At 64.8% G+C, this 26,360-nt stretch carries 27 protein-coding genes and 1 riboswitch; of the genes, 10 read left to right on the top strand and 17 right to left on the bottom strand.

Annotated elements, in window-relative coordinates; all coding sequences use genetic code 11:
* The first annotated feature begins 265 nt into the window (after positions 1-265).
* Together flgK and flgL are read left to right on the top strand one after the other, a co-directional pair.
* Complete coding sequence (gene flgK / locus QCE63_RS00630) at positions 266-2,206, top strand: flagellar hook-associated protein FlgK (protein ID WP_309829548.1); 1,941 nt, start codon at positions 266-268, stop codon at positions 2,204-2,206.
* Between the two features lie 11 nt (positions 2,207-2,217).
* On the top strand, positions 2,218-3,453 hold the full coding sequence (flgL, locus tag QCE63_RS00625; protein WP_309829545.1) for a flagellar hook-associated protein FlgL: 1,236 nt from the start codon (positions 2,218-2,220) through the stop codon (positions 3,451-3,453).
* Between the two features lie 134 nt (positions 3,454-3,587).
* On the opposite strand, the gene QCE63_RS00620 is transcribed toward flgL, so the two are convergent.
* From QCE63_RS00620 to QCE63_RS00580, 9 genes are all read right to left on the bottom strand, one after another.
* Positions 3,588-3,767: a hypothetical protein gene (locus tag QCE63_RS00620; protein ID WP_309829543.1), complete on the bottom strand. Its 180-nt coding sequence runs from the start codon at positions 3,765-3,767 to the stop codon at positions 3,588-3,590.
* 134 nt (positions 3,768-3,901) lie between these two features.
* Positions 3,902-4,696, bottom strand: a complete 795-nt coding sequence (gene fliR, locus QCE63_RS00615) for a flagellar biosynthetic protein FliR (RefSeq protein WP_309829541.1) — start codon at positions 4,694-4,696, stop codon at positions 3,902-3,904.
* Between the two features lie 8 nt (positions 4,697-4,704).
* Positions 4,705-4,974 carry a flagellar biosynthesis protein FliQ gene (fliQ, locus tag QCE63_RS00610; RefSeq protein ID WP_008352562.1) on the bottom strand — a complete coding sequence of 90 codons (270 nt, stop codon included), beginning with the start codon at positions 4,972-4,974 and terminating at the stop codon, positions 4,705-4,707.
* 10 nt (positions 4,975-4,984) lie between these two features.
* The gene (gene fliP / locus QCE63_RS00605) at positions 4,985-5,692 is read right to left on the bottom strand and encodes a flagellar type III secretion system pore protein FliP (protein WP_404984777.1); all 708 of its coding nucleotides are present in this window, start codon (positions 5,690-5,692) and stop codon (positions 4,985-4,987) included.
* Positions 5,693-6,033: 341 nt separating this feature from the next.
* On the bottom strand, positions 6,034-6,552 hold the full coding sequence (gene fliO / locus QCE63_RS00600; protein ID WP_309829539.1) for a flagellar biosynthetic protein FliO: 519 nt from the start codon (positions 6,550-6,552) through the stop codon (positions 6,034-6,036).
* Positions 6,549-6,983 (bottom strand): flagellar motor switch protein FliN, encoded by a 435-nt coding sequence (fliN, locus tag QCE63_RS00595; RefSeq protein ID WP_309829537.1) that lies wholly within the window; start codon positions 6,981-6,983, stop codon positions 6,549-6,551. Before fliN ends, fliO begins: the two co-directional genes overlap by 4 nt.
* A complete protein-coding gene (gene fliM / locus QCE63_RS00590; RefSeq protein ID WP_309829535.1) occupies positions 6,976-7,974 on the bottom strand; it encodes a flagellar motor switch protein FliM in 999 nt (332 codons plus the stop codon). The genes fliN and fliM overlap by 8 nt, the downstream gene beginning before the upstream one ends.
* A 24-nt stretch (positions 7,975-7,998) precedes the next feature.
* The gene (gene fliL / locus QCE63_RS00585) at positions 7,999-8,487 is read right to left on the bottom strand and encodes a flagellar basal body-associated protein FliL (RefSeq protein ID WP_309829533.1); all 489 of its coding nucleotides are present in this window, start codon (positions 8,485-8,487) and stop codon (positions 7,999-8,001) included.
* A 268-nt stretch (positions 8,488-8,755) separates the two neighbouring features.
* Positions 8,756-9,475 carry a hypothetical protein gene (locus tag QCE63_RS00580; protein ID WP_309829531.1) on the bottom strand — a complete coding sequence of 240 codons (720 nt, stop codon included), beginning with the start codon at positions 9,473-9,475 and terminating at the stop codon, positions 8,756-8,758.
* Between the two features lie 641 nt (positions 9,476-10,116).
* Between QCE63_RS00580 and QCE63_RS00575 the strand changes: the two genes are divergently transcribed.
* Positions 10,117-11,439, top strand: a complete 1,323-nt coding sequence (locus tag QCE63_RS00575; RefSeq protein WP_309829529.1) for a hypothetical protein — start codon at positions 10,117-10,119, stop codon at positions 11,437-11,439.
* A 35-nt stretch (positions 11,440-11,474) separates the two neighbouring features.
* On the opposite strand, the gene QCE63_RS00570 is transcribed toward QCE63_RS00575, so the two are convergent.
* The 6 genes from QCE63_RS00570 to fliF all read right to left on the bottom strand — a co-directional run bounded on the left by QCE63_RS00570 (position 11,475) and on the right by fliF (position 18,417).
* Positions 11,475-12,878 carry a flagellar hook-length control protein FliK gene (locus QCE63_RS00570; protein WP_309829527.1) on the bottom strand — a complete coding sequence of 468 codons (1,404 nt, stop codon included), beginning with the start codon at positions 12,876-12,878 and terminating at the stop codon, positions 11,475-11,477.
* Positions 12,879-12,915: 37 nt separating this feature from the next.
* Complete coding sequence (gene fliJ / locus QCE63_RS00565) at positions 12,916-13,371, bottom strand: flagellar export protein FliJ (protein WP_309810704.1); 456 nt, start codon at positions 13,369-13,371, stop codon at positions 12,916-12,918.
* Positions 13,372-13,436: 65 nt separating this feature from the next.
* The gene (gene fliI, locus QCE63_RS00560; protein WP_404990108.1) at positions 13,437-14,963 is read right to left on the bottom strand and encodes a flagellar protein export ATPase FliI; all 1,527 of its coding nucleotides are present in this window, start codon (positions 14,961-14,963) and stop codon (positions 13,437-13,439) included.
* A gap of 20 nt (positions 14,964-14,983) precedes the next feature.
* The gene (gene fliH / locus QCE63_RS00555) at positions 14,984-15,670 is read right to left on the bottom strand and encodes a flagellar assembly protein FliH (protein ID WP_309829524.1); all 687 of its coding nucleotides are present in this window, start codon (positions 15,668-15,670) and stop codon (positions 14,984-14,986) included.
* Positions 15,663-16,658, bottom strand: coding sequence for a flagellar motor switch protein FliG (gene fliG / locus QCE63_RS00550; protein WP_309829522.1), 996 nt, complete (start codon positions 16,656-16,658; stop codon positions 15,663-15,665). The genes fliH and fliG overlap by 8 nt, the downstream gene beginning before the upstream one ends.
* Complete coding sequence (fliF, locus tag QCE63_RS00545) at positions 16,648-18,417, bottom strand: flagellar basal-body MS-ring/collar protein FliF (RefSeq protein WP_309829520.1); 1,770 nt, start codon at positions 18,415-18,417, stop codon at positions 16,648-16,650. Before fliF ends, fliG begins: the two co-directional genes overlap by 11 nt.
* Positions 18,418-18,714: 297 nt before the next feature.
* On the opposite strand from fliF, the gene fliE reads away from it, so the two are divergent.
* The 5 genes from fliE to QCE63_RS00520 all read left to right on the top strand — a co-directional run bounded on the left by fliE (position 18,715) and on the right by QCE63_RS00520 (position 21,821).
* A complete protein-coding gene (gene fliE / locus QCE63_RS00540; protein ID WP_309829517.1) occupies positions 18,715-19,083 on the top strand; it encodes a flagellar hook-basal body complex protein FliE in 369 nt (122 codons plus the stop codon).
* A 237-nt stretch (positions 19,084-19,320) separates the two neighbouring features.
* Positions 19,321-19,740, top strand: coding sequence for a flagellar export chaperone FliS (gene fliS, locus QCE63_RS00535; RefSeq protein WP_309829515.1), 420 nt, complete (start codon positions 19,321-19,323; stop codon positions 19,738-19,740).
* Positions 19,741-19,769: 29 nt separating this feature from the next.
* A complete protein-coding gene (locus QCE63_RS00530; protein WP_309829513.1) occupies positions 19,770-20,099 on the top strand; it encodes a flagellar protein FliT in 330 nt (109 codons plus the stop codon).
* Between the two features lie 109 nt (positions 20,100-20,208).
* Entirely contained in the window at positions 20,209-21,504 is a 1,296-nt protein-coding gene (locus tag QCE63_RS00525; protein ID WP_309829511.1) for a flagellar hook-length control protein FliK, read from the top strand.
* Entirely contained in the window at positions 21,501-21,821 is a 321-nt protein-coding gene (locus QCE63_RS00520) for an EscU/YscU/HrcU family type III secretion system export apparatus switch protein (protein ID WP_404990070.1), read from the top strand. Before QCE63_RS00525 ends, QCE63_RS00520 begins: the two co-directional genes overlap by 4 nt.
* Before the next feature lie 167 nt (positions 21,822-21,988).
* On the opposite strand, the gene QCE63_RS00515 is transcribed toward QCE63_RS00520, so the two are convergent.
* Positions 21,989-23,707, bottom strand: a complete 1,719-nt coding sequence (locus QCE63_RS00515) for an isovaleryl-CoA dehydrogenase (RefSeq protein WP_309829509.1) — start codon at positions 23,705-23,707, stop codon at positions 21,989-21,991.
* A 119-nt stretch (positions 23,708-23,826) separates the two neighbouring features.
* The gene (locus tag QCE63_RS00510; protein WP_309829507.1) at positions 23,827-24,771 is read right to left on the bottom strand and encodes a LysR substrate-binding domain-containing protein; all 945 of its coding nucleotides are present in this window, start codon (positions 24,769-24,771) and stop codon (positions 23,827-23,829) included.
* A 128-nt stretch (positions 24,772-24,899) separates the two neighbouring features.
* On the opposite strand from QCE63_RS00510, the gene QCE63_RS00505 reads away from it, so the two are divergent.
* Both QCE63_RS00505 and QCE63_RS00500 read left to right on the top strand, forming a co-directional pair.
* Positions 24,900-25,358 (top strand): CidA/LrgA family protein, encoded by a 459-nt coding sequence (locus QCE63_RS00505; protein WP_309829505.1) that lies wholly within the window; start codon positions 24,900-24,902, stop codon positions 25,356-25,358.
* A gap of 27 nt (positions 25,359-25,385) precedes the next feature.
* On the top strand, positions 25,386-26,108 hold the full coding sequence (locus tag QCE63_RS00500; protein ID WP_309829503.1) for an LrgB family protein: 723 nt from the start codon (positions 25,386-25,388) through the stop codon (positions 26,106-26,108).
* A 103-nt stretch (positions 26,109-26,211) separates the two neighbouring features.
* A riboswitch (S-adenosyl-L-homocysteine riboswitch) is annotated at positions 26,212-26,337 on the top strand.
* Positions 26,338-26,360: the final 23 nt, after the last annotated feature.

Genomic DNA, 26,360 nt, shown 5'->3' with positions numbered 1-26,360 from the left:
CATGGGGCAATTGAGCGAGCGTGCACCGAATCAGCAGAATTGACCGGAAAATCCCGCGCTCTTCGCCCAATGGCGATTGACATCGCCCGTCGATAATCTCCCATCGCGACAAGCGTCCAGCGTTTGCATCGACTCGTGATCGCTGCAATCGCTCCGATCTCCCGATGCGAGCCACGCGTGAAGCTCAATTTCCCCGGCGTCCGGCCGATATACAAGGCAATCATGCGGCAGCGCTCGATTCCACGCCGCCTCAACAGGATCACGCATGTCCAACAATATCTTCAGCATTGGTCTTTCCGGACTGAACGCGGCCCAGTGGGGCCTGACGACGACCGGACAGAACATCAGCAATGCCGCGACGCCCGGCTATACGCTCGAAAAAGTCCAGTATCAGGAAGCAGCCGGCCAATACACCGGCTCCGGCTATCTCGGCAATGGTGTGCAGGCGACCACCGTCACGCGTCAATACAGCCAGTACCTGACGACCCAGGTCAACAACACGCAAGCGTCGAGCAGCGCGGCGAGCACGTACTACTCGCTGATCTCGCAGCTCAACAACCTCGTGGGCGATCCGACCAAGGGCATCGCGACGGGCGTCACCAATTACTTCTCCGGCCTGCAGTCCGTCGCGAACTCGGCAAGCAGCACCGCCGTGCGCCAGTCGCTGATGAGCAGCGCGCAGACGCTCGCTGACCAGATCAATTCGGCCGGCGAGCAATACGACCAGCTGCGCCAGAGCGTCAACACGCAGTTGACGAGCGCGGTCTCGCAGATCAACAGCTACTCGCAGCAGATCGCCGATCTCAACAAGCAGATCGACGTCGCCACGGCCGGCGGCCAGCAACCGAACCAGTTGCTCGACCAGCGCGATCAGCTCGTCACGAACCTCAGTTCGATGATCGGCGTGCAGGTCGTGTCGCAGGGCAACAGCTACAACGTGTTCATCGGCAACGGGCAGCCGCTCGTCGTCGGCAATACGCAATACGGCTTGCAGACGGTGAATTCTCCGTCGGATCCGAGCGAACTGACCGTGGCGTTCCAAAGCCGCGACGGCTCGCTGCAGACGCCCGCGAATACCCAGTACATCGACAACTCAGCGCTCACGGGCGGCGTGGTCGGCGGTCTCATCTCGTTCCGCTCGCAGACGCTCGACCCGGCCGAAGCGCAGCTCGGCGCCATCGCCACGAGCTTCAGCAGTCAGTTGAACAGCCAGAACAAGCTCGGCCTCGATCTCAACGGCGTCCAGGGCACGGACCTGTTCGCGGCCGGCAGCCCGAACATCGTGACCAATGCGCGCAACCAGGGCACGGGTACCGTGAGCGCATCGATCGTCGACGGCACGCAGCCGCCGACCAACGATTTCGCCGTCACCTACAACGGCACGACGTTCAACGTGACCGATCCGGCCACCGGCAACTCGCTCGGCACGATCGATCCCGGCACCGACAAGACCATCAACGGCCTGAAGATCACCGTGCCGGCCGCCGCCGATGTGAAGCAGGGCGACTCGTTCACGATCCAGCCGACGCGCGCCGCACTCGACGCGTTCAAGCTCACGACGACCAACGGCGCCGCAGTGGCCGCGGCGTCGCCGGCAGTGACCTCGGCGGGCAGCTCGAACACCGGCACGGCGACGATTTCGTCGGCGACGGTCACGACCGGCTACTCGATGCCGTCGGACATCAAGCTCACGTACAGCGCGTCGGCGGGCGGCTTCACGTCGAGCGTCGATGTGACGGTCGGCGGCACCAGCTACACGGCGGGCACGACCATTCCGTACAACACGTCGAACGGCATGACGGTCACGGCGAACGGCATTTCCGCCACCATCAGCGGCACGCCGAAAGACAACGACGCGTTCACCATCGCGCAGAACAAGGGCGGCACGAGCGACGGCAGCAACGCGCTCGCGATGTCCAACCTGGTCTCGACCAAGTCGTTCAACGGCGGCACCGACACGCTCACGAGCTCGTACGCGAATTACGTGAACACGATCGGCAACCAGACCAACCAGCTCAAGGCGACCAGCACGGCGCAGACCGCGCTGCTCTCGCAAGCCACGACGGCGCAGCAATCGGTGCAGGGCGTGAACCTGAACGAAGAAGCGGCCAACCTGATTCAGTATCAGCAGCTCTATCAAGCGAACAGCAAGGTGATCCAGACCGCCGCAACGCTGTTCCAGTCGCTGCTCGGCATGTTCAACTGAGGCACAACGCGATGCGCATTTCCAGCTCCCAGTACTTCAACATGAACGTCGCTTCGATGAGCGACCAGCAAAGCACGCTCGCGTCGATGTATCAGCAGATCTCGTCGGGCAAGCGCATTCTCACCGCGTCCGACGATCCGCTCGGCGCCGCGCAGGCCGTGCAGCTGACGCTGAAGAGCGGCGCGCTCGCGCAATACAGCACGAACCAGACGACCGCGTTGTCCTCGCTGCAACAGGAAGACTCCACGCTCGGCACCGTGAGCACGGTGCTGCAAAGCATTCAGACGAAGATCGTGCAGGCCGGCGACGGCTCGCTCACCGATGCGGACCGCACCTCGGTCGCGACCGCGATCCAGGGTTTGCGCGACCAGCTCTTCGGCCTCGCGAACACCACGGACAGCAACGGCAACTACATCTTCTCCGGCTTGAAGGGCAGCACGGCGCCGTTCACCAACGATTCGTCGGGCGTCGGCACGACCTATTCGGGCGACTTCGGCCAGCGTTCGGTGCAGATCAGCGAAGGCCGTTCGATTTCGGTGGGCGACACGGGCGTATCGATTTTCCAGAGCGTCTCGCCGACGGAAAGCGATCCCGTCTCGAGCGCCGGCAGCCAGAACACCGGCACCGGCACGGTCAGCGCGGTGAGCGTCACTGACGCCAGCAACGCCGGCAACGCGAGCCAGTACAAGATCACGTTCGCGGTGTCGGCAACGGACGGCACGACGAGCTATTCGGTCGAATCCACGCCGCCCGACACCACGCTGCCGACCAACGTGGCTTATACCGGCAAGACGGACATCAAGCTGGGCGGCCAGAGCGTGACGATCGACGGCACGCCGGGCAACGGCGACACGTTCACCGTGCAGCCGGCGGCCACCGACAACAACGATATCTTCGCGACGCTCGACAACATCGTGGCGGCGCTCAAGCAGCCGACCGGTACGCCGGGCGCGCAGGCCGCGTTGACGAATGCATTGAGTACGGCCGGGACCAAGGTCAACAACACGTTCAATAACGTGCTGGCGGCGCAGACGGTGGTGGGTGGGCGTGAACAGGAAGTGCAGTCGACGCAGACGTCGATGCAGACCAGCCAGACGCAGACGGCGAGCGACATGGCCAATCTCACGAGCATCGACCTGGTGTCGGCGATCAGCCAGTACGAGCTGACGCAGACCTCGCTGCAAGCAGCCCAGATGGCGTTCTCGCAGATCCAGAAGATGTCGCTGTTCGATTACATCGGGAGCTGATTGGGGCGGCTCTTGCCGGGCCTTGATCGTGAGGAGCATCGCGGAGACGCGATGCTCCTTTTTTATGGGCGCGCAACAGTCGAACGTGCTTTCGCTCGCCCGCCGGTCCGGGCGGATGGGCCCGGGGCTCGCTGCTAGACAGGAATCTTTGTGTTGGTGCTGGAGACTTCGCCCTGCAGCACGATGACGTTATTGCCCTCGATGTTGCTCTGCGTGACGGCGTTGGTGGTCTTCGCCGCGCCTCCCGAAACCAGCGAGTAGCGAAGTTGGCTTCGATCGATCTTCTGCATGGTGACTGACTGACGTTGGTGCATGACTGCTTCCTTGTAAGAATTGGACGATGGAAATTTCGTCAGGCGGCAGACTACAGCGATCCCACGTCGAAGGCGTTACGGAAATTCCGAGATATCGTTGCCGGACGGCATGAGCCGGAACATTTCAATGCGCGTCAGTGCATCGCGCCGGCGATACGCCCGATTTGCCCGAGCCCTACGTCGAAGATGCGCTGGAAGAACGGCATCAGGTTCGGCACCATGAGTTGCAGCAGCAACAAGCCGACGAGCATGGTCACCGGAAAGCCGACCTGGAAGATGCCGATCTGCGGCGCGGCCCGGTTCAGAATGCCGAGCGCCAGGTTGGCGGTGAGCAGCGCGGCGACGATCGGCAGCGCAAGCAGCAAGCCCGTCGAAAAAACGCTGGCGCCATAACCCACCAACACGCGCCAGCCTTGGGCATGCGCGGCTGACGCCACGACGTTCACATCCACCGGCACGCTTTGAAATGTAGAGACCAGCGCGCTGATCAGTTGCAGATGGCCGTCGAACACGAGGAAGGCGAGCATCGCCAGCGTGTTGAGATAGCGCGACACAACCACGGCATTGCCGCCGGCGCGCGGATCGTAGAGCATCGCGAAGCCGAGCCCCATCTGCTGGCCGATGAACTCGCCGGCGGCATCCACGGCCGCGAACGCAACCTGCATCGTCATGCCGATGGCCGCGCCAATCAGAAACTGGTTGACGATGATCCAGATGCCCGCCGATGAAAACACCGTCACCTGCGGCATGGCGCCGAGCGTCGGCGCGACGATCAGCGCGACGAACGCGGCGAGCGCGATCTTCACGCGCATCGGGATCGCCATGTGGCTCAGCACCGGCGCCGTGCCGATCAGCGCAAGAATGCGCACGAACGGCCACAGGAACGCCGTGAGCCAGCCGTTCAGTTGCGCATAGGTGACGGAGAACATTGAACCGCTCAGCCCGTGATCGCGGGCGTGATGGTGAAGACGTGACGCATGTAGTCGAGCAGCGTCGAGAGCATCCAGGGCCCGGCGATCACCAGCGTGACCGCCACCGCGATCAGCTTCGGAATGAACGAGAGCGTCGATTCGTTGATCTGCGTGGCGGCCTGGAACAGGCTCACCACCAGACCCACGACCAGCGCGACGAGCAGCAGCGGCGCGGCCAGCAACAAGGCGACGTACATCGCCTGATGGGCCATCGTCATGACGGATTCCGGCGTCATCTGTCGATCCTCAGGAAACGAAGCTCTGCGCGAGCGAGCCGATCAGCAACTGCCAGCCGTCGACGAGCACGAACAACATCAGCTTGAACGGCAGCGCGATCGTGGTGGGCGACACCATCATCATGCCCATCGACATCAGCACGCTGGCCACCACCATGTCGATGATCAGGAACGGGATGAAGATCGTGAAGCCGATCTGGAAACCGGTCTTCAACTCGCTCGTGACGAACGAAGGCACCAGCAGCGACAGCGGCACGTCCTCGGGGCCGTTCATCGGCGCGGCGTGCGAAATGCGCGCGAACAGCGCGAGATCCGCCTCGCGGGTCTGCTTCAGCATGAACTGCTTGAACGGCGCGACGCCGCGCGTCATGGCCTGATCCATCGCGATCTGGCCTTCGGAGAAGGGCTTGTAAGCGTCGTTGTAGGCCTTGTCGAGCACCGGCGACATCACGAAGAACGAGAGAAACAGCGCGAGGCCGACAAGCACTTGGTTCGGCGGCGTGCTCGTCGTGCCGAGCGCCTGGCGCAGCAGCGACAGCACGATGATGATGCGCGTGAAGCTCGTCATCATCAGGACCATCGCCGGGAGGAACGACAGCATCGTCAGCAGCAGCATTGTCTGCACGCTGAGCGAATAGGTCGTGCCGCCGTTCGGGCCGGGGCTGGTGTTGAACGCGGGCAGGCCCGCGGTGCTTTGTGCGAAGGCGAGATACGGCATCAGACCGATCACGACCGGAAGCGCGAGCTTCACGCCGCGCACGATGTTACGACTGACCCGCATTACTTGCTCCCGCCGACGAACTGCTTGAGACGCTTGCCCGCGATGCCCGCAAGGACATCGATGACGCGCTGACCGTGGAAAACGATGAAGGTGATAGCCATGAAATCCTGCCTCTTTCGATAGGCTGAATTGTTGACTATCCGGGGACGCGACGATGACGCGAACAGAGGGGGAAACCCGCGCTAACTCGTTCTATTGCGGGCGGGCTGTCAGATGGGATGTAAACGCACATCGGGCGTGGTCCTCGCGGAGCACGCCCGATGCAGGGGACCATCGCGTTACTTGACGAACTTCTGCAGGCGCTTGTTCGCTTCGCCGGCGAGCGCGTCGCGGAAGCGCTGGCCGAAGCCGCCGGACGCCGTTTGCGCAGCGCCCGGAACAGGAACGCCAATGCCGTCCACTTGCGCGGAACCGGCGGGCATCGTGTGCAGCAGGCGCACGTTGCCGGGACCGGCGCCGAGCACGAGCCAGGTATCGCCTACCTCGATCACCGCAACGCGTTCCTTGTTGCCGAGCGACGCGCCGCCGACCACTTTCACGAGCCCGCTGCGCTTGCCGCCCTGATAGCCGAACTTGCGTGCGAGCCATGCGCAGCCGAACACGAAGCCGATCACGACCGCGAGCCCGACGAGTGTCTGCAGAACCGCGCCGAAGCCGAGCGACGGCACCGCGGTGCCTGCGCCGACGCCGGAGGCAATCTGCGCGGCGTGATTCACCGCGTTCATGTCGGCGGCGTGGGCAAGCACCGGCACGAGAAGGGGCGCGGCGAAAAGCAGCGCGGCGGCCACGCGTTTCATCGATTCAGCTTCCGGATGCGTTCAGACGGCGTGATGATGTCGGTCAGGCGGATGCCGAACTTGTCGTTGACGACCACCACTTCGCCCTGTGCGATCAGGCAGCCGTTGACCAGCACGTCCATCGGCTCGCCAGCGAGGCCGTCGAGTTCCACGACCGAGCCCTGTGCGAGTTGCAGCAGGTTGCGGATCGCAATCTTCGTACGTCCGAGCTCCACCGTCATCTGCACGGGGATGTCGAGAATCATGTCGATGTCGTTGCGAGTGGACGGCGCCGCGGCCTTCGACAAGGGCTGGAACACGCCGGCCGTAGCCACCGCCGGCGTTTCGTTGCCGTTCTGTTCGGCGAGGGCGCTGGCCCAGTCGTCCATGACGGCGTCGTCGGCCTTGGCGTCCGCGCCGGGCAACGTGCCTTCCTGCATCAGGTCACTCATATCCACCTTCCTTCATCGTATCGCTCGCGCTGACCATTTTTTGCACGCGCAGCGCGTATTGCCCATTGAAAATTCCGTAGCCGCAATCCATCACCGGCACGCCGTCCACCTTCGCCGTGACATGCTCGGGGATGTCGATCGGCAGCACGTCGCCGGCGCGCATGTTCAGCAGCTGTTCGAACGACGAGCGGATTTCAGCGAGATCCACCGTCAGTTCCACTTCCGCCGACTGCACCTGTTGCGACAGCACGCGCACCCAGCGGCGGTCCACTTCGAGCGCTTCGCCCTGGATGGGCGAGGACAGCACGTCACGGATCGGCTCGATCATCGAGTAGGGCATGCAGATGTGCAGCGTGCCGCCCGTCGAGCCGAACTCGATCGTGAACTGCGTCACGATGACAATCTCGTTCGGCGTCGCGACGTTGGCGAACTGCGTGTGCATCTCCGAACGCATGTATTCGAACTGGAGCGGCTTCACGCTGCGCCACGAGGTTGCGTAATGCTCGAACACCAGGTTGAGGAGCTTGCTGATGATGCGCTGCTCGGTCTGCGTGAACTCGCGTCCCTCGACGCGCGTATGGAAGCGCCCGTCGCCGCCGAACAGGTTGTCGACCACGAAGAACACCAGATTCGGGTCGAACACGAACAGCGACGTGCCGCGCAAGGGCTTCACGTGGACCAGGTTGAGGTTGGTCGGGATCGGCAGGTTGCGGGTGAATTCGCTGTACTTCTGCACCTTCACCGGGCCCACGGAAATTTCCGCCGAACGCCGCATGAAGTTGAAGATGCCCACGCGCATCAGGCGCGCGAAGCGGTCGTTGATGATTTCGAGGCCGGGCATCCGGCCGCGGACGATGCGTTCCTGCGTCGCGATGTTGTAAGGACGGACGCCGACGGGTTTGGTCTCGTCGGAGACCTGGTCGATTTCGCCGGTGACGCCCTTGAGGAGGGCATCGACCTCCTCTTGCGACATGAACTCTTCGTGGCCCATGAATATTGACTCGCTGGTGCAGCGTTACTGAACGACGAACTCGGTGAACAGCACTTCCTCGACGCGCACCGGCTTTTCAGCCGTGCTCGCGGCCGTCTCGACGGCGGCGCGCAGTTCGTTGGCGAGCTGTTTCTTGCCGTCTACGGTGGCGAGGTCGTCGGGACGCTTGCCCGAGAGCAGAAGCAGTACGCGGCTGCGGACCTCGGGCATGTGCTCGGTGACCAGCAACTGCACCTTTTCGTCGTGCAGCTTGAGCGTCAGGCCCGCGCGCAGGTAGTGCATGGTGCCGTCGTCGGACTGGAGGTTGACGGTGAGCGAATCGAGCGGGAAGAACACGGGCGGCGGCTCCGGAGCCGGCTTGGCCGGGCCGTGGTTCTTGCCGAAGAAGAAGTACGCGCCGCCGGCGCCCGCGCCGAGCAGAACCATCGCGCCGATGGCGATGATCAGGATCTTCTTGAACTTGCCGCCTTTGGCGGGAACGATGGGTTGCTGGTTTGCGGTCGTGGTAGCCATGAATGCGTGCCTCTTTCGATAGGGTGAATTGTTGGCTATCGCGGTGTAAAGCGATGGGTCGAACAGAGGGGGGATTAGGGGTTATTCCATCTGATTGATGGAGGCCGTGGGTTGGGCGTGGTTTGTAGGGTTAACGGGGGATTGGCGGAAAACTTTTGGTCGCCGGGGGAAGGTAGAGCGCTGGCTGGTGATTCGAGCGGGGAAGCGGCACAGCGGGGAAGCGCGCGCGGCCGCCCCGCGTTTCGAGCCTGGTCGGGTTGGCCGGCGGTCAGGAACCGCTCCACATACCGGAGAAGGCGTCCGCAAGCGCCTGGAGGATGCTGGCGAGGCGCGAAGACGAACTTTGCGTGGTATCGGCTGGTGATTGCGGTGTGAATCCGAGCCGACTGGTCGTGCTGCCCGAGGCAGCATCACGGGTCGAGATATTCGCTGGATTCGTCGAGGTGTTTCCTTTCGGCAGGGTGCTGTCGGCTTGAATGGAGGCTGAAACCGTACAGGTCGCGGCGGCGTACTCCACCGACAGGCCGCCGTTGCTGACCGTTCCCATGACGACGCCGTTGCTGTCGACCAGCGGCCCTCTGGAGTCGCCAAAGTACCAGGCCGACCGCACTGCCCAAAAGATTCCTTCGAGTGCTAAACGGGGCGCGCGCGGTTGAAGGTGATCGGCGTCGTGACGTATTCGCTCTGCGGCAACATTGCGGTTCCGAAAAGTCCGAAGGCACCGGCTACGATCACAGAATGCGGCGTCTGGCAATGAGCCACCCCCGGATTGCTCGCGAAATCGAGATCTTCGGTGCCATGCACTTCGGGGAATTTTCAGCGTCTGCGTCCCGATGGAAGGGACGGGTCTCTGCAGTTTGATGAGCGCGTTCTCGATGCCCGGGATTCGCGCCCGGCCCGTGTCGTCCACGGTGGATGCCGCGTCTTGGGAGGACGAGAACGCATTGCCGCACGACACGCTGATCAGGCGATGGCGTGCGGTAATCACGACATGGCTGCTGACGAGCGCGCCCGCGCATGAATAACAGTTGTTGATACTGAGCTTGACGTAAGCGCCTGCGTGCGTCAATGCTGAGAATAACGCGGATGCGATTAACGAATATGCTTGAGCTTCGTTTTCAGCATGAGTAAACGAAGATTTGGTTGATGCAATTGGGGACCCGTATGCAGTGCGGGTCCCCTCATAACGTTGAGGTTTTCTCGGGCCGTCTGGATCAAGCTGGTTTCTCACAGTTGCTCAGTCTGCGTTTCACAGAAATAATTACGTCAAGCGATTCGTTCATGAAAATCATTCTGCGGGAGTGCTGAACAGCATTTCCAGCGGCGGCGGGTGTTCAGAGAAACCCCGTAGCACTGAAATGACAGAACGGCTGCAAATATCGAAGCGGGTGGGTGGTTTAGTCGATCGCCCAAGTCGCGTCTTTGAATCGGCAAGCTTTTACTTTATTTATGGAAAAAGCGAAAGGGTATTTCGGGAATTGCGTATCCAAATTTCATTGGAATTTTTTTGAGACAATTTATATTGAAAAAGCGCGACGGGTTCGAGCGCGTCGCAATGTGCAAGCAATCGATTCGGACGTGACGCACGCCCGATCCTGTTTAACTCGTTGCGTTCATTGATTATCCGCCATGAAACGAATCAAGCCGGGGCGCATACCTTTCTTCGCCTTGATCCTCCTGCTCGGACTGGCCTTGTCCGGTTGCGGCGGGAGCAGCAACTCGCCGCAGTCGAGCACAGGATCGCCGACTCCGAATGATCCGGCTGCGCCCGCGTCTGCACCGGTGCCAGCCTTTCAGAACGCGCCCGGAACAGTTCAGGGTGTGACAGGCGGGAGCACTGTCACAAGCCCGACAGCGGTGACGATATACGGATCGTTATTCGGCGGATCGTCAGATAATCCGATGAGCAGGCTGATCATCCCGGTGGTCACGCTCGGTTCGCAAACGCTCTCAACGCCTTCCCCGCTGGTATTGGACACCGGCTCAGCTGGTATGGTCATCAGCGCACAGGACGTATTTCCCGCGGACATGGTCAGCATCAACGGCTTCGTGTTTCCACCCGGGCAGAACTCGCTGACTTTCCACGGCATCACCGTGACTAATGTGCAGGCCATCAAGATCTACGGCAACGGGTCCTCAAACTACTACGGCAATATCGGTTATGCCACGGTGAAATTCGGCGGGCACGGCGAACTGACCACGAATTTCATGCCGGTCCTGTTCAGCTATAAAGCGCTCGGCAGTAATGGCCAACTGCTTAAAACCCCGGAGCACGGCATCCTGGGTATCTACTCGGACGCTAACGCCGCCAGAGCACCCGGCGCGCAGCCATCCGATAGCCTGAGCCTTTGCTCGCTGCGGTCGATCAATGCGAACGGTTGCGACCTCGAGAGTGTGCTGCGCTACCTGAATTACGGTGCGGGCGTCAACGCGGGTTTCTCGCTCGGCAATGCGACTCTTGATCCAAACTGCCTTATCACCGCCACGATGACGGGATGCACCCTTCAATCAACGCTGACGGTAGGGCTGAGCGCCGCCGACGAGCAAGCTTATTCATCCATGCCCTTGACCTGTCCGCCTTCCGATGGCCCGGCCGTAGCAAACTCGGGAGTGACGGCATGCGAAGCCAAAATTCCCGGCTTCACGATCAGCGACTCCGGCTCCGGCGAAAGTTTCGCGGCAAAAGTCGTGTTCGATTCCGGCACGCCAAACATGGTTTTTTCGGTCCCCCCCAAAGCGACATTTCCGCAGTCATTGACTCGCGGCAGTACGGAAACCTTGACGCTGGCAGCCTCGCCGTTCACCTACAGCTATCAGGTGGGGAAGGGACTGCCCTTTGTCACCACGGTTACTGATTCCGCGCAGTTGAACAGAACAATTATAGGAATCGGCTTCTTCACCGAACGCCGGATGTATATCGACTTCAGCAGCAATCGGGAGGGCTGGAAGTGAAAGTCGCGCTGCCATACCGACGCGACCCGGATCGGTCAGGCGAACGTGTCGACCAGCCCGACCGTGCGCCGCACCGGCACGGTCACACTGGCCGTGCCGCCATCGTCGATACCGCCGACACCACCGATCCCGCCCATACCACGCCCGCTGCCCGATCCCGAACGCCCGTCGCCGCCTTGCTGCTGCGACTGCCGCGCGAACGCGGAGCCATCCGAAACGGACGCGCTGCCGAGGCTGATGCCGTTGGCTTCCATTGCCTCGCGCAACTTCGGCATCGCGGCTTCGACCGCGTCCCGCACCTGCGCGTGCTGCGATACGAACAACGCGTGCGCGTGATTCTCGGAAACCTGCAGCGTGACCTGCAGCGGCCCGAGGTCCTTCGGATTGAGCGTCAGCTCCGCGCTCTGCTGGTCGGACTTCGACACGAACACCACTTTCTGGCTGAACGCATCGTCCCAGCCCGAGGAGCCGACATGCGGCGCGATTGCCGCGCTGGTGGACGCCGCCATCGAGCCCTGCGTGCCCGACACGGTCGAACTGGCCGAAGCCGACTGCATCGCCACCGCGTGTGCCGCGGCGTCCGCTGCCTGCTTGTACGCGGCGGTCGCGGCATCGGCGGGCATCGCCGTCGCTGACTGACCACCGGCGAGCGCCGCGACATCGGTCTGCGCGGTGGCCGCGTGGGCGTCGGCGTTTGCGTTTGCCGCAGACGACAGTCCGATCAAACCCGCGCCCTTGCCGCCCTTGGCGAACAGACCGGTCTGTTCGTCGCCCTCCTTGCCGACTTCGCGCGCCGCACCGGTCGCAACGTTCGCCGGCAATGCGGCGGGCGTCTGCTGGTTCAGCGCAGCAAGCGCTGCCTGCAACGCATCCTGCGCCGATTTCGCATCGCCGCTCTTTTGAGTGCCGTCGGTGGATTTCGTGTCGTCGGTGGCGCTCGTCGCAACAGCGGCGGCCGCATCGGTCAGGTCCGTGAGCGTCGGGTCAGTGTCGTCGTCGGCATTGGCCGCGTCCGCGAGCGCCTTGGCTTTGGCCTGCGCCGCCGCTGCCGCATCCTGCGCGGAGCCAGCGGACTGCGCGGCCGACTTCGATGCATCGGCCGTCGCGGACTTGCCTGGGCGAGCGGCTGCGCCCGTCTTCGCGCCCGCATCGGCTTGATTGGCTTGCGACGCGCTTTGCGTATCGGCGGCGTCATCGGCCTTCGACGCGGCGTCGGAGCGGTCATCGGGCTTGGGCGCGTCATGCACGCTCGACGTATCGCCCGACGGCTGCGCCGAGTCGGCCAGCGCGCGGGCGGCCTGTGCATCGGCGTTGGCGCGGTCGGTGATGCCCTGCAGCGTCAGGCCGAACGACGCGCCCGCGCTCGCGACCCGCTGCGCCGTGGTTTTGCTCGAAGACGAGGCGCCCGACAGCGCGCCAAGGAGGGAAACGGAGGACATGCGTAGCCTCTGGAAATCGGTGGGAGTGTTTGATCGGTCAGGACGACGCGCGCTCGGCGCGCATGCGCAGGATCTTGGCCGCGTGTTCGTCTGCCTCGCGCTGTTCGACGCGCGCCGCCTTCTTGGCGAGCATCGCTTCGCCGCGCGCGGCCAGCACTTCGTAACTGCCGAGTTTCTGCTTCTTCATGCGCCAGTCGGGCTTGGCGGCTTCGATGCGCTGATCGGCCATCAACAAGGCCGTGCGCTGTTGTGCGATCGCCGAATCGAGCGTGTCGACGAACGCCTGGAAATTGCGCAGCGTCTGCGCCGTAGTGCCTTGCTGCGCCGAAGCGGTGAAACGCGCGTGATATTCGTCCCGATAGGTGATGAGCGAATTCAGCTGCGCTTCGAGGTCGTTTCGTTCCTGCTGGAGCTTGCCGAGTTTCTTCGTCGCGGCGTCGAGTTCTTCTCCCGCGAGTTCGATGAGGGTGTTGATCGGCAGATTCTTGGACATGGTTTGACGGTCCCGTATGGTCTTTTGGCTTTCTTCTGACTAATGAACTGGATACTAGTCGAAAACTATTCGAAGAGTTGATTCAGCATTTCGATGCTCGGCTCGAACGGCGCCTGTTCCCTGAAACCCTGCTGCAGGAATGACTCCATGCGCGGATACAGCGCAATCGCCCGGTCGAGCAACTGATCGCGGCCGCTCGAATACGCGCCCACGTTGATCAGGTCCTTGTTGCGCTGGTAACGCGACAACATCTGCTTGAACAGGCGCACGCGCTCGAGATGCCGGTCGTCGATGAGCGAGGTCATCGCGCGGCTGATCGACTGTTCAATGTCGATCGCGGGATAGTGCCCCGCTTCCGCCAGCGAGCGGTTCAGCACGATGTGGCCGTCCAGAATGGCGCGGGCCGAATCGGCGATCGGGTCCTGCTGGTCATCGCCTTCGGTGAGCACGGTGTAGAACGCGGTGATCGAGCCGCCGCCTTCCGGGCCGTTGCCGGTGCGCTCGACGAGCGCCGGCAGCTTGGCGAACACCGACGGCGGATAACCCTTGGTCGCAGGCGGCTCGCCGATGGCCAGCGCGATTTCGCGCTGCGCCATCGCGTAACGCGTCAGCGAATCCATCAGCATCAGGACGTGCTTGCCCTGATCGCGGAAGTATTCGGCGAGCGAGGTCGTGTAGGCGGCGGCCTGCATGCGCAGCACCGGCGAGACATCGGCGGGCGCGGCCACCACCACCGAGCGCGCGAGACCGTCTTCGCCCAGGATCTGCTCGATGAATTCCTTCACTTCGCGGCCCCGTTCGCCGATCAGCCCGATCACGATCACTTCCGCGCTCGTGTAGCGCGCCATCGTGCCCAGCAACACGGACTTGCCGACGCCCGAACCCGCGAACAGGCCCATGCGCTGCCCGCGTCCGACGGTCAGCAGCGAATTGATCGCGCGCACGCCGACGTCGAGCACCTTGTGGATCGGCTCGCGGTTGAGCGGGTTGATGACCGGCGCGGACAGCGGCGCGTCGACGCGCGCGTTAAGCGGACCGAGCCCGTCGAGCGGACGGCCCGACGCATCGACCACCCGGCCGAGCAATTCCCAGCCGACCGGCAGGCGCTTGGCGCCGGCCATCGGGTCGTTGATCGGCGCGCTTTCGAGCGGATAGACGCGCGCGCCCGGCAGCAGGCCGGCCACTTCGGTAGTCGGCATGAGGAACAGCTTGTCGCCCGAGAAGCCGACGACTTCGGCTTCGGCGCTCGGAATCGCACTGCCGGGCGGCAACTCGATCATGCATTCGGAGCCGACGCCCATTTTCAGGCCGACCGCTTCGAGCACCAGACCGGCGGCGCGCGTCAGGCGACCGCACGGACGCAGCGGCTTGGCGAGCGCGCTGCGCGTGCGCAGGGCGTCGATCTTGTCGCGCCACGCATCGATGTGCGGATTGCCGGCGATATCGGCGAGTTCGGCGATGGTGCGCGCGGCGAGTTCTTCGGGCGTGGGCTCGTCGGCGGCTTCATCGGCGGCGAGCGGGCCAAATGACGCGCGCGCGAGTTCCTGTTCGAGCGCGCTCAGGCCGTCCTGCGTGATGCGGTGCGCGTGCACGGCGGACGATGCGGGTTGATTTACCACGGCTTGTGTCTCCCAAGGGCAGCCACGACGCGCTCCCAGCGCGACACATTGGTCGAGTCGACTTCGCCCGTCGCCGCATGCGCCTTGCAGCCGCCGCGCTCGACGATCGGGTCGGGGCGCACGATCCAGCCCGCGCCTTCGAGTTCATCCTTCAGATAGGCATCGACGACCGGCATGTCGGCCGGATTGACGATCAGCGTCGGCGCGCCCGACAGCTCCGGTTCCGCCGCGATCACCTCGCGCGCCACCGCGACCAGCGCGGTCGGATCGAGCGCGAGATGCTGGCGCACGACCTGTTGCGCGATATCGACCGCCAGTTCGGCGAGTGCCTCAGCGATGGCCGCATCCGCCGCCTGCAACGCGGTCTTGAACGTATCGGCGATCTCGGCGAGCCGCGCCGCCTGCGCCAACGCTTCCTTGCGGCCGTCTTCGAAGCCCTTCGCCTGACCTTGTTCGTAGCCGGCCTGATAGCCGAGCGCCTGGCCCGCGACGTGCCCCTTGGCGAGACCCTGTGCGTGCGCGTCTTCCTCGACGCGGCGCAGGTGCGTCTCGAGGGCGGCCTGTTCGGCTGCGCTGTTGTCGACGGTGACGTTGACGGGATCGAAGGACGCCATCTCCCAGCGCTGGTATGCCGAGAGCGGAGCCTTGCCCGGGCCCTTCTGCGTGCGGGCGTCAGACATACGCGTCCTCCGCCTTGCCGCCTAGTTGGATCTGGCCGTTTTCCGCGAGGTTGCGGACGATCTGCAGGACCTTGCGCTGCTGCTGCTCCACTTCCGACACGCGCACCGGACCGCGCGAATCGAGGTCTTCCGCGAGCAGTTCGGCCGCGCGCTGCGACATGTTCGACAGGAACTTCTGGCGCAGCGCCGGCTGCGCGCCCTTCAGCGAGACGATCAGCGTCTCGGACTCCACTTCCTTCAGCAGCAGCTGAATGGCGCGGTCTTCGAGGTCGAGCAGGTTCTCGAACACGAACATCTGGTCGATGATCTTCTGCGCGAGTTCCGCGTCGTACTCGCGGACATTCGAGATCACGCCTTCCTCATGGTTGCTCGACATGAAGTTGAGAATCTCGGCCGCTGTGCGGATGCCGCCCATCGGCGCGCGCTTCAGGTTGTCGCTGCCGGAAAGGAGGGTGGTCAGCACGTCGTCGAGCTCGCGCAGCGCGGCGGGCTGGATGCCGTCGAGCGTCGCGATGCGCAGCAGCACGTCGTTGCGGAGGCGGTCGGTCAGCAGCGAGACGATTTCCGACGCCTGGTCGCGGTCCAGGTGCACGAGGATCGTCGCGATGATCTGCGGATGCTCGTTCTTGATCAGTTCCGCGACCGCGCCCGAGTCCATCCACTTGAGGCCTTCGATGCCGCTCGTGTCGCTGCCCTGCAGAATGCGGTCGATCAGCGCGCCGGCCTTGGTTTCGCCGAGCGCCTTGGTCAGCACCGAGCGGATGTACTCGCTCGAATCGAGCGACAACGCCGTGTGCTGCTCCGCCTCGCTGACGAATTCGGTCAGCACGTTGTCGAGCTGCTCGCGCGTCACGTTCTTCAACGCGGCCATGGTCGCGCCGATCTTCTGCACCTCGCGCGGCGCGAGATACTTGAAAACTTCAGCGGCTTCTTCCTCACCGACAGACATCAGGAGGAGAGCGGCTTTATTCAGGCCTTCAGCGTTCATCGGACACCCAGTTCTTGACGACCGTCGCAACGATTCTCGCGTCCTGACGCGCCACCATGCGCGCGTAGTCGAGATTGCGATCGAATTTGGCTTTCTTGCTTTCATGACCGAGGAGACTGACCTCGGCATCCTTGTCTTCATCGTCCTTCTTCTCGCTGCCGGCCGCGGGGCCGTCGAGCAGCGAGAGTTCGTCCGGTGCCGCGAGCGACGGCGCGAATTCGGGCGGCGGCGGGAAGGCGCGGCGCATCGCCGGCTTCACCATGCTGAAGTACAGGAACAACCCGACGATACCGATGCCCAGATACTTCGCCGCCTGAATGCCCATGCCGATCGACTCCGGCGTCTTCCACCACGGCACGTCGGGCGTCACGTTCAGGTCGGCGGAGAACGCGCTGTTGACCACGTTCACCGAGTCGCCGCGCTTGTCGTCGAAGCCCATCGCGTCCTTCACGAGCTGCTGCACTTGCGCGAGCTTGTCGGCGGCGAGCGGCGTCATCGTCACGTTGCCCTTGGCGTCGACCTTCTTCTCGTAGTTCACGACCACCGCCACCGACAGGCGCTTGATGCCGCCGGTCGCCTGCTCGAAGTGGCGCACGGTGCGGTCCACTTCGTAGTTCGTCGTGGTGTCCTTGCGCTGGTTCTGCGGCGTGGACTTGGCGCCGGCCACGCCGGACGCAGCAGCATCGACCGGCGCGGAGGCGGCTTGCGGCGGCTGGTTGGAGAGCGCGCCCGGCACGCCGGAAGCGCCGCTGCCCGACGTTTCGCTGGATTCGCTCGACTGCTGGCTGCGGATCGCCGTGTTTTGCGCGTTGCCGTTCGGGCCGTAGCTTTCGGCCGTCTGCTCGAGCTTCGAGAAATCGATGTCGGCGCTGACCTGCGAGCGGGCATTGCCGGCGCCGAACAGCGGGGCGAGGATCGCGTCGATGCGCTTCTGCGTGTTGTGCTCGATCTGCTGCACGTACTTCAGTTGCGACGCGTCAAGGCCGTTGGCGGCGCTCTGGCTGGTGAGCAGGTTGCCGTCCTGATCGACGATATTGACGTTCTTGACCGGCATGTCCGCCACGCCCGACGCCACCATGTGCGCGATCGCCAGCACCTGGCCTTCGTCGAGCACGCGTCCCGGATACAGATTGACCATCACGGAGGCGGTCGGGAGCTCCTTGTCGCGCACGAACACGCTGGGCTTCGGAATGGCCAGATGCACGCGCGCCGACTTCACCGACGAGATCGAACCTATGGTGCGCTCCAGCTCGCCTTCGAGCGCGCGCTGATAGTTGACCTGCTCGGCGAACTGGCTGATGCCGAACTTCTGGTTGTCCATCAGTTCGAAGCCGACCGAGCCGGCCTTCGGCAGGCCCTGGCTTGCGAGACGCAGGCGCGTTTCGTGAACCTGCTCGGCCGGGACGAGGATCGCGCCGCCGCCGTCGGAGAGCTTGTAGGGAATATTGCCCTGCTGGAGCGCGGCAACGATTGCGCCGCCGTCGCGATCCGAGAGGTTCGAGAAGAGGACGCGGTAGTCCGGCTGGCGCGACCACATGACGAGGCCCGCGATGACCATCACCAGAATGGCGACGGCGACGATCAGCGGCACGCGCGGGTTTGAGCGGAACTGGTTGAGCATCGGCACGCGCTGCGCAAAGCCGCCGAAGTCGGCGCCGCCTGCGAGGCTCGGGCCTGCCGTTCCGGCTGCGCCGGATTGTGCGCCCGCCAGGCCCAGTCTGGCATCGGGCGTGATGAGTGAGTTGTTGGGCGTTTCCATTTAGCGTCGAGGCTCCGAATCTTTCGCTTCCACCGCAGCCGCCGGGCTTCTTGAGCGGCGGCGGTGGACTTTTCACGATGGGGATTATCCGCAGAAGATTGCAACTCGATTCAGCGAATAGAGCGGGGTTTTCCCCGTTCTTCCCGCGCTTTGAAACAGCACCCGCTGCTAAGCTTTTTCGTACTCGGTGTACCTCCGCCACGGCGGCGCCGAACCCAGGCCACCGCTCTCGTGCGGCGCGGGCCGTCCCGCCTTCGGACGCGATCCGCCGGCTTATCACTGATTTCCGGAGTCAACATGAACTTTCCGATCAATCCGCTCTCGGCCGCGCTGTCTTCCATCCAGTCGATGGCGTCGCAGGCCGCCGGCGGCTCGTCCGCCGCGGGCGCCGCGAACGTGGCGACGGGCGCCGTGACAGGTGGCCAGTCGGGCGCGGCCAGCGTGGGCAGCTTCGCCGACGCGCTGAAAACCTCGATCGACAAGATCAGTGACAACCAGACCAAGGCGCTCGGCGAAGCGCACGCGTTTGAAATCGGCTCGCCGAACGTGTCGCTGAACGACGTGATGGTGGACATGCAGAAGGCAAACGTCGGCTTGCAATTCGGTCTGCAAGTGCGCAACAAGCTCGTCTCGGCCTATAACGACGTCATGCAGATCTCGGTCTGACGCATCGTCAAGCCCGGGATTGAACCGTCCGCGGTTGCTCTTCCGACCCTGTCGCCGCCTCCTGAGCCTTGCGTCCTAAAGCTTTGCCGCGTTCCTCCGATAACCCCCATAACAGCACGGCGAACGCCGGTTCGCTCGCCCCGGCGAGCGAACCGGGCGCCAGCACCGGTTTCCCGCAGGCCCGAAACCGGACGGACAGCGGATTGCAGCAGGGCATCGTAAAAGGAGAAGCAAGAGATGTATTCCCCAGGACACGCCGGAGCCAACGCCTACGCGCGCGTGGGCGTCCAGACAGGGGTGATGGGAGCGAGCCCGCACCGGCTGATCACGATGCTCTATCAGGGCGCGCGCCAGGCCATCGCGCAGGCGCGCATGCACCTCCAGCAGAAGAACATCGGCGGGCGCGGCGCGGCGATCGGGAAGGCCATCAGCATCATCGAGAGCGGCCTGCAGCAGGCGCTCAACAAGGACGCGGGCGGCGAGATCGCGGAACGGCTGGACGCACTGTATACGTACATGTCGCGCCGGCTGCTCGAAGCGAACCTGAAGCAGGACGAGACGATGCTCGTAGAAGTCGACAATCTGCTCGCGACGCTCGAAGAAGCGTGGGTGGGCATCGCACCGGAAGTGGCTCAAATGACCGTAGCGCCCGTATGACGGAAGGCTGCGTCGATTGCCTCGAAAGAATGAAGACGACCCAAGAATATTTCGCCCACTACGAAGCCATTGCGGCGGTCTCCGGCCAGATGCTCGTGGCCGCGCGCGGCGGCGAGTGGGGCGAACTGAAGACATTGCAAGGCACCTACCGCGAGTTGATCGAGCAGCTGAAGGACGTGGATTCCGGCTCGGAGCTCGATGAAAGCGCCCGGGCCCGCAAGCTCGATCTCGTCAAGAAGATCCTGGCCGATGACGCCGCGATCCGCGATCTGACGTCGCCGAGCCTCGCCCGCCTGTCCGCGCTGTTCACGGTCAACAGCCCGGCGCGTGTATTGAAAAAAATGATGGGACTGCGCTGAGCGCAACTGCGCCTGGCCGGAAGCCGGTCACAGCGTACTTGAGGATGTGGGCATGAGTGGACTCGATACTGCGATCGCAAGCTTGCTCGCCAACCGAACCGAGCTCCTGATGTCCGCCCTTCGCGCGCCGAACGGCGTGAGCGGCAGCGGCGTCACCGGCGCGAGCGTCGGACAGACGGGCACGCCGGCCGATACGTCGCTCGTCGGCGGCGCGCCGCAGGCCAGCATCGCGCCGGCGCCGTCGACGCAGACCGCTTTCTCCAGCGTGGCGCGCACGCTCGACGTGATTTCCCGTTTCGGCGGCGCGACGCCGCCCGTCACCGGCGATGCTCCGCTCTGGCCGACGCCGCCCCGTCCCGCCAGCGCCTTCGCGGCGCTTTCCACCGGACTCTTCGACACCGCTTTCTCCGCCAATGCCGCCGCGGTCGCCGCTGCGCGCGCCGCGACGCAGAACCTGCCGCCGCTGCCGGCGGGCGTGCTCGCCGCTGAACTGGCGAAGACCGTCGACGAAAGCGGACTCTTCTACGAATCGCACCTCGTGCAATGGCTGGCGGGTCAGCGCAGCAGCGCATCGCTCGGCAATGAGCCGCAGGCGCGCGTCGACGCTCGCACGCGTGCGTTGCCGCTCGACTTCGTCAGCGACGCGCTGAGCAACGCCACGGCCGGCGACACCGGCCTCGACGACCCCCGCGCGCCGCAAGCCGCCGCCACGGATTCCCCCGATCTCCCCGATTTCCCCGCGCGCGGCGTCGCGACTCCGCAGACGCCGCAGCAGGCGGCCGCGCTCGCGGCATCGGTGCGCGATGCGCCGGCGGCGATGCTGTCGAGTTCACAGGGCACGAACAACGCGTACGGCGCCGGCGCTGCGTCCGCCCCGGCCGCGCGGCCGAGCGAACACAATTCGGCGCTGCAAGCATCGGCCGATGCGGGCATTCATCCGGCCACGCTCAATGTCGTGCGCCAGCAGCTCGACGTGCTTGCGAACCAGCAGTTCCGCTGGCAGGGCGAGGCCTGGCCCGGTACGCGCTTCGATTGGGAGGTTGCCCGCGAACCGCGCGATCACCGCTCGCTCGACGACGTCGCCGACGAGCGCGCCTGGCGCACGCGCATCACGCTTTCGCTGCCGGCCCTCGGCACCGTGGACGCGGAACTGGTACTGACCGGCGACAAGCTGGTCGCGCGCATCAAGGCGGGCGACGCGGGCGCGCGGCGGCTCGCCACCGACGGTCCCGCCTTCGCGCGCCAGCTGGAGGCCGCGGGGCTGGCGCTGGCGTCGTTGTCGGTCCGTTCGATGGACGGCTCTACCGATCTCGCGATTTCCGGCGAGCCGCACGACAAGAAACCGGTCAAGTCGCCGCTCGAGCATTTGTTGCGTCCGGCGGCGGGCGAGGGAGGCGCGGCATGAACCAGAACCAGTCCGGCCCGCCGCCGTACACCCGCATGCAGGCCACGGCGCTCGCCTACGAGGCGGGCAACCGCGACGCGACGCCGCGCGTGGTCGCGAAGGGCTACGGCATGGTCGCGGAGATGATCGTGCAGCGCGCGAAGGAAGCGGGCCTGTATGTGCACGAGTCGCCGGAAATGGTGTCGCTGCTGATGCAGGTCGATCTCGACGCGCACATCCCGCCCGCGCTGTATCACGCGGTCGCGGAACTGCTGTCGTGGGTGTATCGGCTGGAAAACGAAGAGCCGCTGCGCGAAGCGGGGCGTGTGCTTCGCTGATTCTTCACCACTGACGCTCTTGAGCCGCGAGCGCGCGCTTCACGAGCGCGGCGTGATCGAAGCGCGCCGACAGCGTGCCGGAGACCCGCCCGCTCCCGCCTCGCGCGTCGCCGCGACGCACCTCGAAGCGGGGCGCTTGCTTCGCTGGTTCTTTACCGCTAACGCGTTCAAGCCGCAAAAGCGCGCTTCACGAGCGCGGCGTGATCGAAACGTGCCGGCAACGTGCCGTAGACCCGCCCCGTGTCGCCCCGCGCGTCGCCGAGACGCGTCTCGATGAACGCATCAGCCACCTCCTGCGGCGAATGCCGCGCCAGCAACACGCCCTGCGCGCACAGCGCCAGTTGCTGCGCGATGCGCCGCGCCGAAGCCTCGCGCGCAGCCGGATCGCCGGTCAATAGTTTCATCAACGACGCCAGTGCGCCCGCCAACGCCGGATGCGCGCCGGCCGTCGCGTTCCAGTCGGCGAGCAGCGCGTGCGCGGCGTCCTGTTCGCGCTCGAACGCGCGCAGCACGTCGAGGCACATCACATTGCCCGAGCCTTCCCAGATCGAGTTGACCGGCGCCTCGCGGTAGAAGCGCGCCATCGGTCCGGTTTCGACGTAACCGTTGCCACCCCAGACTTCCATCGCCTCGCCGGTGAATTCGAGCGCGCGCTTGCAGACCCAAAACTTCGCGGCTGGCGTCACGATACGCCGCCACGCGCGCGCTTGCGTCGATCCGCCCGGCGCCGCGCTGTCCTCGAAGGCGCCCGCGAGACGCATGAACAACACCGTGGCCGCCTCGGATTCGAGCGCGAGGTCGGCGAGCACGTTGCGCATCAGCGGCTGATCGACGAGCGGCGCGCCAAACGCGCTGCGGTGCCGCGCGTGGTGGATCGCCTGCACGAGCGCCGCGCGCATCAGCGCTGCGCTGCCGATCACGCAATCGAGGCGCGTGAAGTTCGCCATCTCGATGATGGTCGGCACGCCGCGTCCTTCGTCGCCGATCATCACGCCGTAGGCATCGCGGAACTCCACTTCGCTGCTCGCGTTCGAGCGATTGCCGAGCTTGTCCTTCAGCCGCTGGACCTCGACCGCGTTCTTGCGGCCATCCGGCTGGAAGCGCGGCACGTAAAAGCACGACAGCCCACCTTGTTCCTCGGTGCGCGCGAGCACGAGATGGGCGTCGCATTGCGGCGCGGAGAAGAACCATTTGTGCCCGATCAGCCGGTAGGCGCCGCCGCGTCCCGGCGCGCCCAGCGCATGCGCGCGCGTGCGGTTGCTGCGCACGTCCGAACCGCCCTGTTTCTCGGTCATGCCCATGCCGATCATCATCGAATGCTTGCCGGCTTCCAGGGGAATGTCGCGCGGATCGTGCTCGCGCGACAGCAGCGGCCGGGCAAGCCGCGCGTACAGGTCGGGTTCGTTGCGCAAGACCGGAATGCTGGCGAAGGTCATCGTGATCGGGCAGAGCGAACCCGATTCCAGCTGCCCGTGCAGGAAATACGCGGCGCAGCGTGCGGCCATCGATCCAGGGCGCGCGGACGGTTCGAACGGCATCGCGTGCGCGCCCGCCCGGCGCAAGCGCCGCAGCAATTCGTGCCAGGCCGGATGGAACTCCAGCGCGTCGATGCGTTGGCCGCGCGGGTTGTGGGTCGAAAGCGCCGGTTCGTGCCGGTTGGCCAACTCCGCCAGCGCGACGACATCCGGCTGCGTCAGCGCCATGCCGTCGCTCGAGAGCGCCTCCGCGTGCCATTGCGCGCCCTCGCGGCCGAGCGCCGCGACGAGCGCGTGATCGAAGGCGAACGCGTCATAGCCGACGAGCGGCTCGACCTGATTGGTGACTTCGTGGGTTTGATGAAACGGCAGAGCAGCGGGGTTGGATGAGGCGGGCGAAGTCGCGGACATCTTCGGTCTCCTTGGCGCGGCGCACAGGGAGCAGGCCGCGCCGGTTGTCGGCGGGGAGGCGCGATCCCGCTAGACGAATATTCACCTCATCATAGGCCGTGCAAGTTCACCGCGCGCCGCTATTCGGCCGGCTTGCCGCGGCGGCTGCGGGAAAAGCCGTCGGCCATGAAGTCCTGGTCGAGATTGGCGGGCAGCATCTCGCGCGCCACTTCAATCCACGCGCGTGCGGCATGCGACAGATACCCGTTGCGCCGCCAGCCAAGCGCCATGTCCCAGTGGATCTCCGGCTGCACCACCGGCCGGCACGTGAATGCTTCGGCGTCGAGCCGCCGGCAATACGGCGCCGGCAGCAGCGCAATGCCGATGCCGGCCTGCACCAGCGCCGAAATGAAATCCCAATGCCCGCTGCGCCCGACGATAGTTGGCGCGAAGCCCGCGTCGCGGCACGCGGCGAGCACGACGTCGTTGAGCGCGAGGCTTTCGCCATAGAACACGAACGGCTCCGCGGCGAGATCGGCGAGCGCGACTTCGTGCGCGTCGTCCCAGCGCGAGCCTTTCTGTGCCACCAGCCACAGCAGTTGGCGGCTGACGGGAAGCACGTCGAACAGGTCGGCATCGACGGGTTGCAGCACGCCGCCCAGTTCCAGTTCACCGTCGAGTAGCGCCGCTTCGATCGCCTTCGAGCCGCGTTCGAACAGCTTCAGTTCGACCTTCGGATACCGTTGCCGGAACGCGGCGATGGCCGGCGTGAACAGCGATCCGCCCATCGGCGGAATACCGATGGTCAGCGTGCCGCGACCGAACGTGCCGAGATCGTTCAGCTCGGCCTCCAGCCGCGCGTGCGCCGCCAGCACTTCGGCCCCGCGTTGCCAGACGATCTGCCCGACATCGGTGAGCACCATCTGGCGGCCCTCGCGCAGCAGCAGCGGCGAGCCGACCTCGTCCTCCAGCGCCTTCACCATCTTGCTGATGGTCGGCTGGGTCACGAACATGTGTTCGGCGGCGGCGGTGAAGCTCTTCTGCTTCACCACTTCGATGAAGTACCGCAAAGCGCGCAGTTCCATCGTCGGCTCCCGGATTCCGGATTGGAATGATTCGGATAAGGTTAAGTCATTTTTATTATGTTTGGGGCGCCCATATACTCGGTCTACAGGTTAACCCTAGCTCAACGTCCAAACCCCGAGAACAAGCCATGTCCGCCGCCCTCGCAAGCCCAGTTCAGGCCAGAAACGCCCGTGTCGCGTTCGGCCGCTTCCTGCGTGTCGCACTGCAATCGGCCGCCCTGGCTGCAATCTGGGCCGCCGCGGATTTTGTGGCGCGCAAGTTGTCGCTGCCGGTTCCGGGCGGTGTCGTCGGGCTGGTCGCGCTGCTGGCGCTGCTGTTCTGCGGCGGCATCGCGCCGCGCTGGGTCAAGGCCGGCGCCGACTGGCTGTTGGCGGACATGCTGCTGTTCTTCATCCCGGCTGCGGTTGCGGCGGTCCAGTACGGCGGCCTGTTCCTGGAAGACGGCTGGCGGCTCGCGCTGGTGGTGGTCGGCGGAACACTGATGGTGATGGTCGCGGTGGCGTTTGCCGTGGATCGCGCCGCGCGCCTCGAACGGCGTCTCGCGTTGCGCCGCGCGCTCGTCACGCGGCACGCCGCCCGCGCCTGAACGGCCTGGACACTCCTGAGCGCCGCCATGAACCACTTCTACGAATCCCTGTTCGCCGACGATTCCGCCCGCCTGATCGCGGCGGGCTGCCTGGTTCTGACCGTGGCGCTGTACTTCGCGGCCAAGCAGCTCTATGCGCGCTTCCGGCGTCCGTGGCTCACGCCGCTGCTGGCAGTGCCGGTGGTGCTAGGAATCATCGTCGTGATGGCGCGCATTCCGTACCAGGTCTATTTCGCCGACACACGCTGGCTCATGTGGCTGCTCGGCCCGGCCACGGTCGCCTTCGCCGTGCCGATCTACGAATACCGCACGCTCATCAAGCGGCACTGGATCTCGCTGAGCGTCGGCGTGACGGTCGGCATTCTGGTGGCGGTGGGCGGCTCGCTGGCGCTGGCCAAGCTGCTGCATCTGTCGCCGGAACTGCAACGCAGCCTCGCGACGCGCTCCGTCTCCACGCCGTTCGCGCTCGCCGTGTCCGACAAGATCCACGCGCCCAAGGACCTCACCGCGCTGTTCGTGATTGCCACGGGCGTGTGCGGCATGCTGTTCGGCGAAATCGTGCTGGCGCTCGTGCCCCTGCGCACGCGGCTCGCGCGCGGCGCGCTGTTCGGCGCGGCGGCGCATGGCGTCGGCACCGCGAAAGCGCGTGAACTCGGCAGCGAGGAAGGCGTGGTCGCGAGCCTCACGATGATGATCGCGGGCGTCGCGATGGTCCTGCTCGCGCCGCTCTTGTCCATCCTTCCTTTCTGATCCCGAAACGCGGCCCGACAGTCTCGCACCGGACCGCCAAAAACCCGCTTCCGCGCGCGGCCGTTGCGCCTTCGTCCGATGAGTCTTTGCTACAATCAGCGTTCGCTTCCGAGGAGCGTTGCGACGGGCTTTCAAAACGCCCGCCAGGCTCGGAGCATTCAATCCGGACGGTTCGAAGGCATGTGCAATGCCCCCCAGAGCCCCCGCATTCGAACGGCGCTCACGTCAACATTTCTAGTCTTTTTAGAAAAG

Source organism: Caballeronia sp. LZ065 (genome assembly GCF_031450975.1).
GTDB lineage: Bacteria > Pseudomonadota > Gammaproteobacteria > Burkholderiales > Burkholderiaceae > Caballeronia.
The sequence above is the reverse complement of the archived record's forward strand: the minus strand, read 5'-3'. Positions and strand labels throughout refer to the sequence as shown.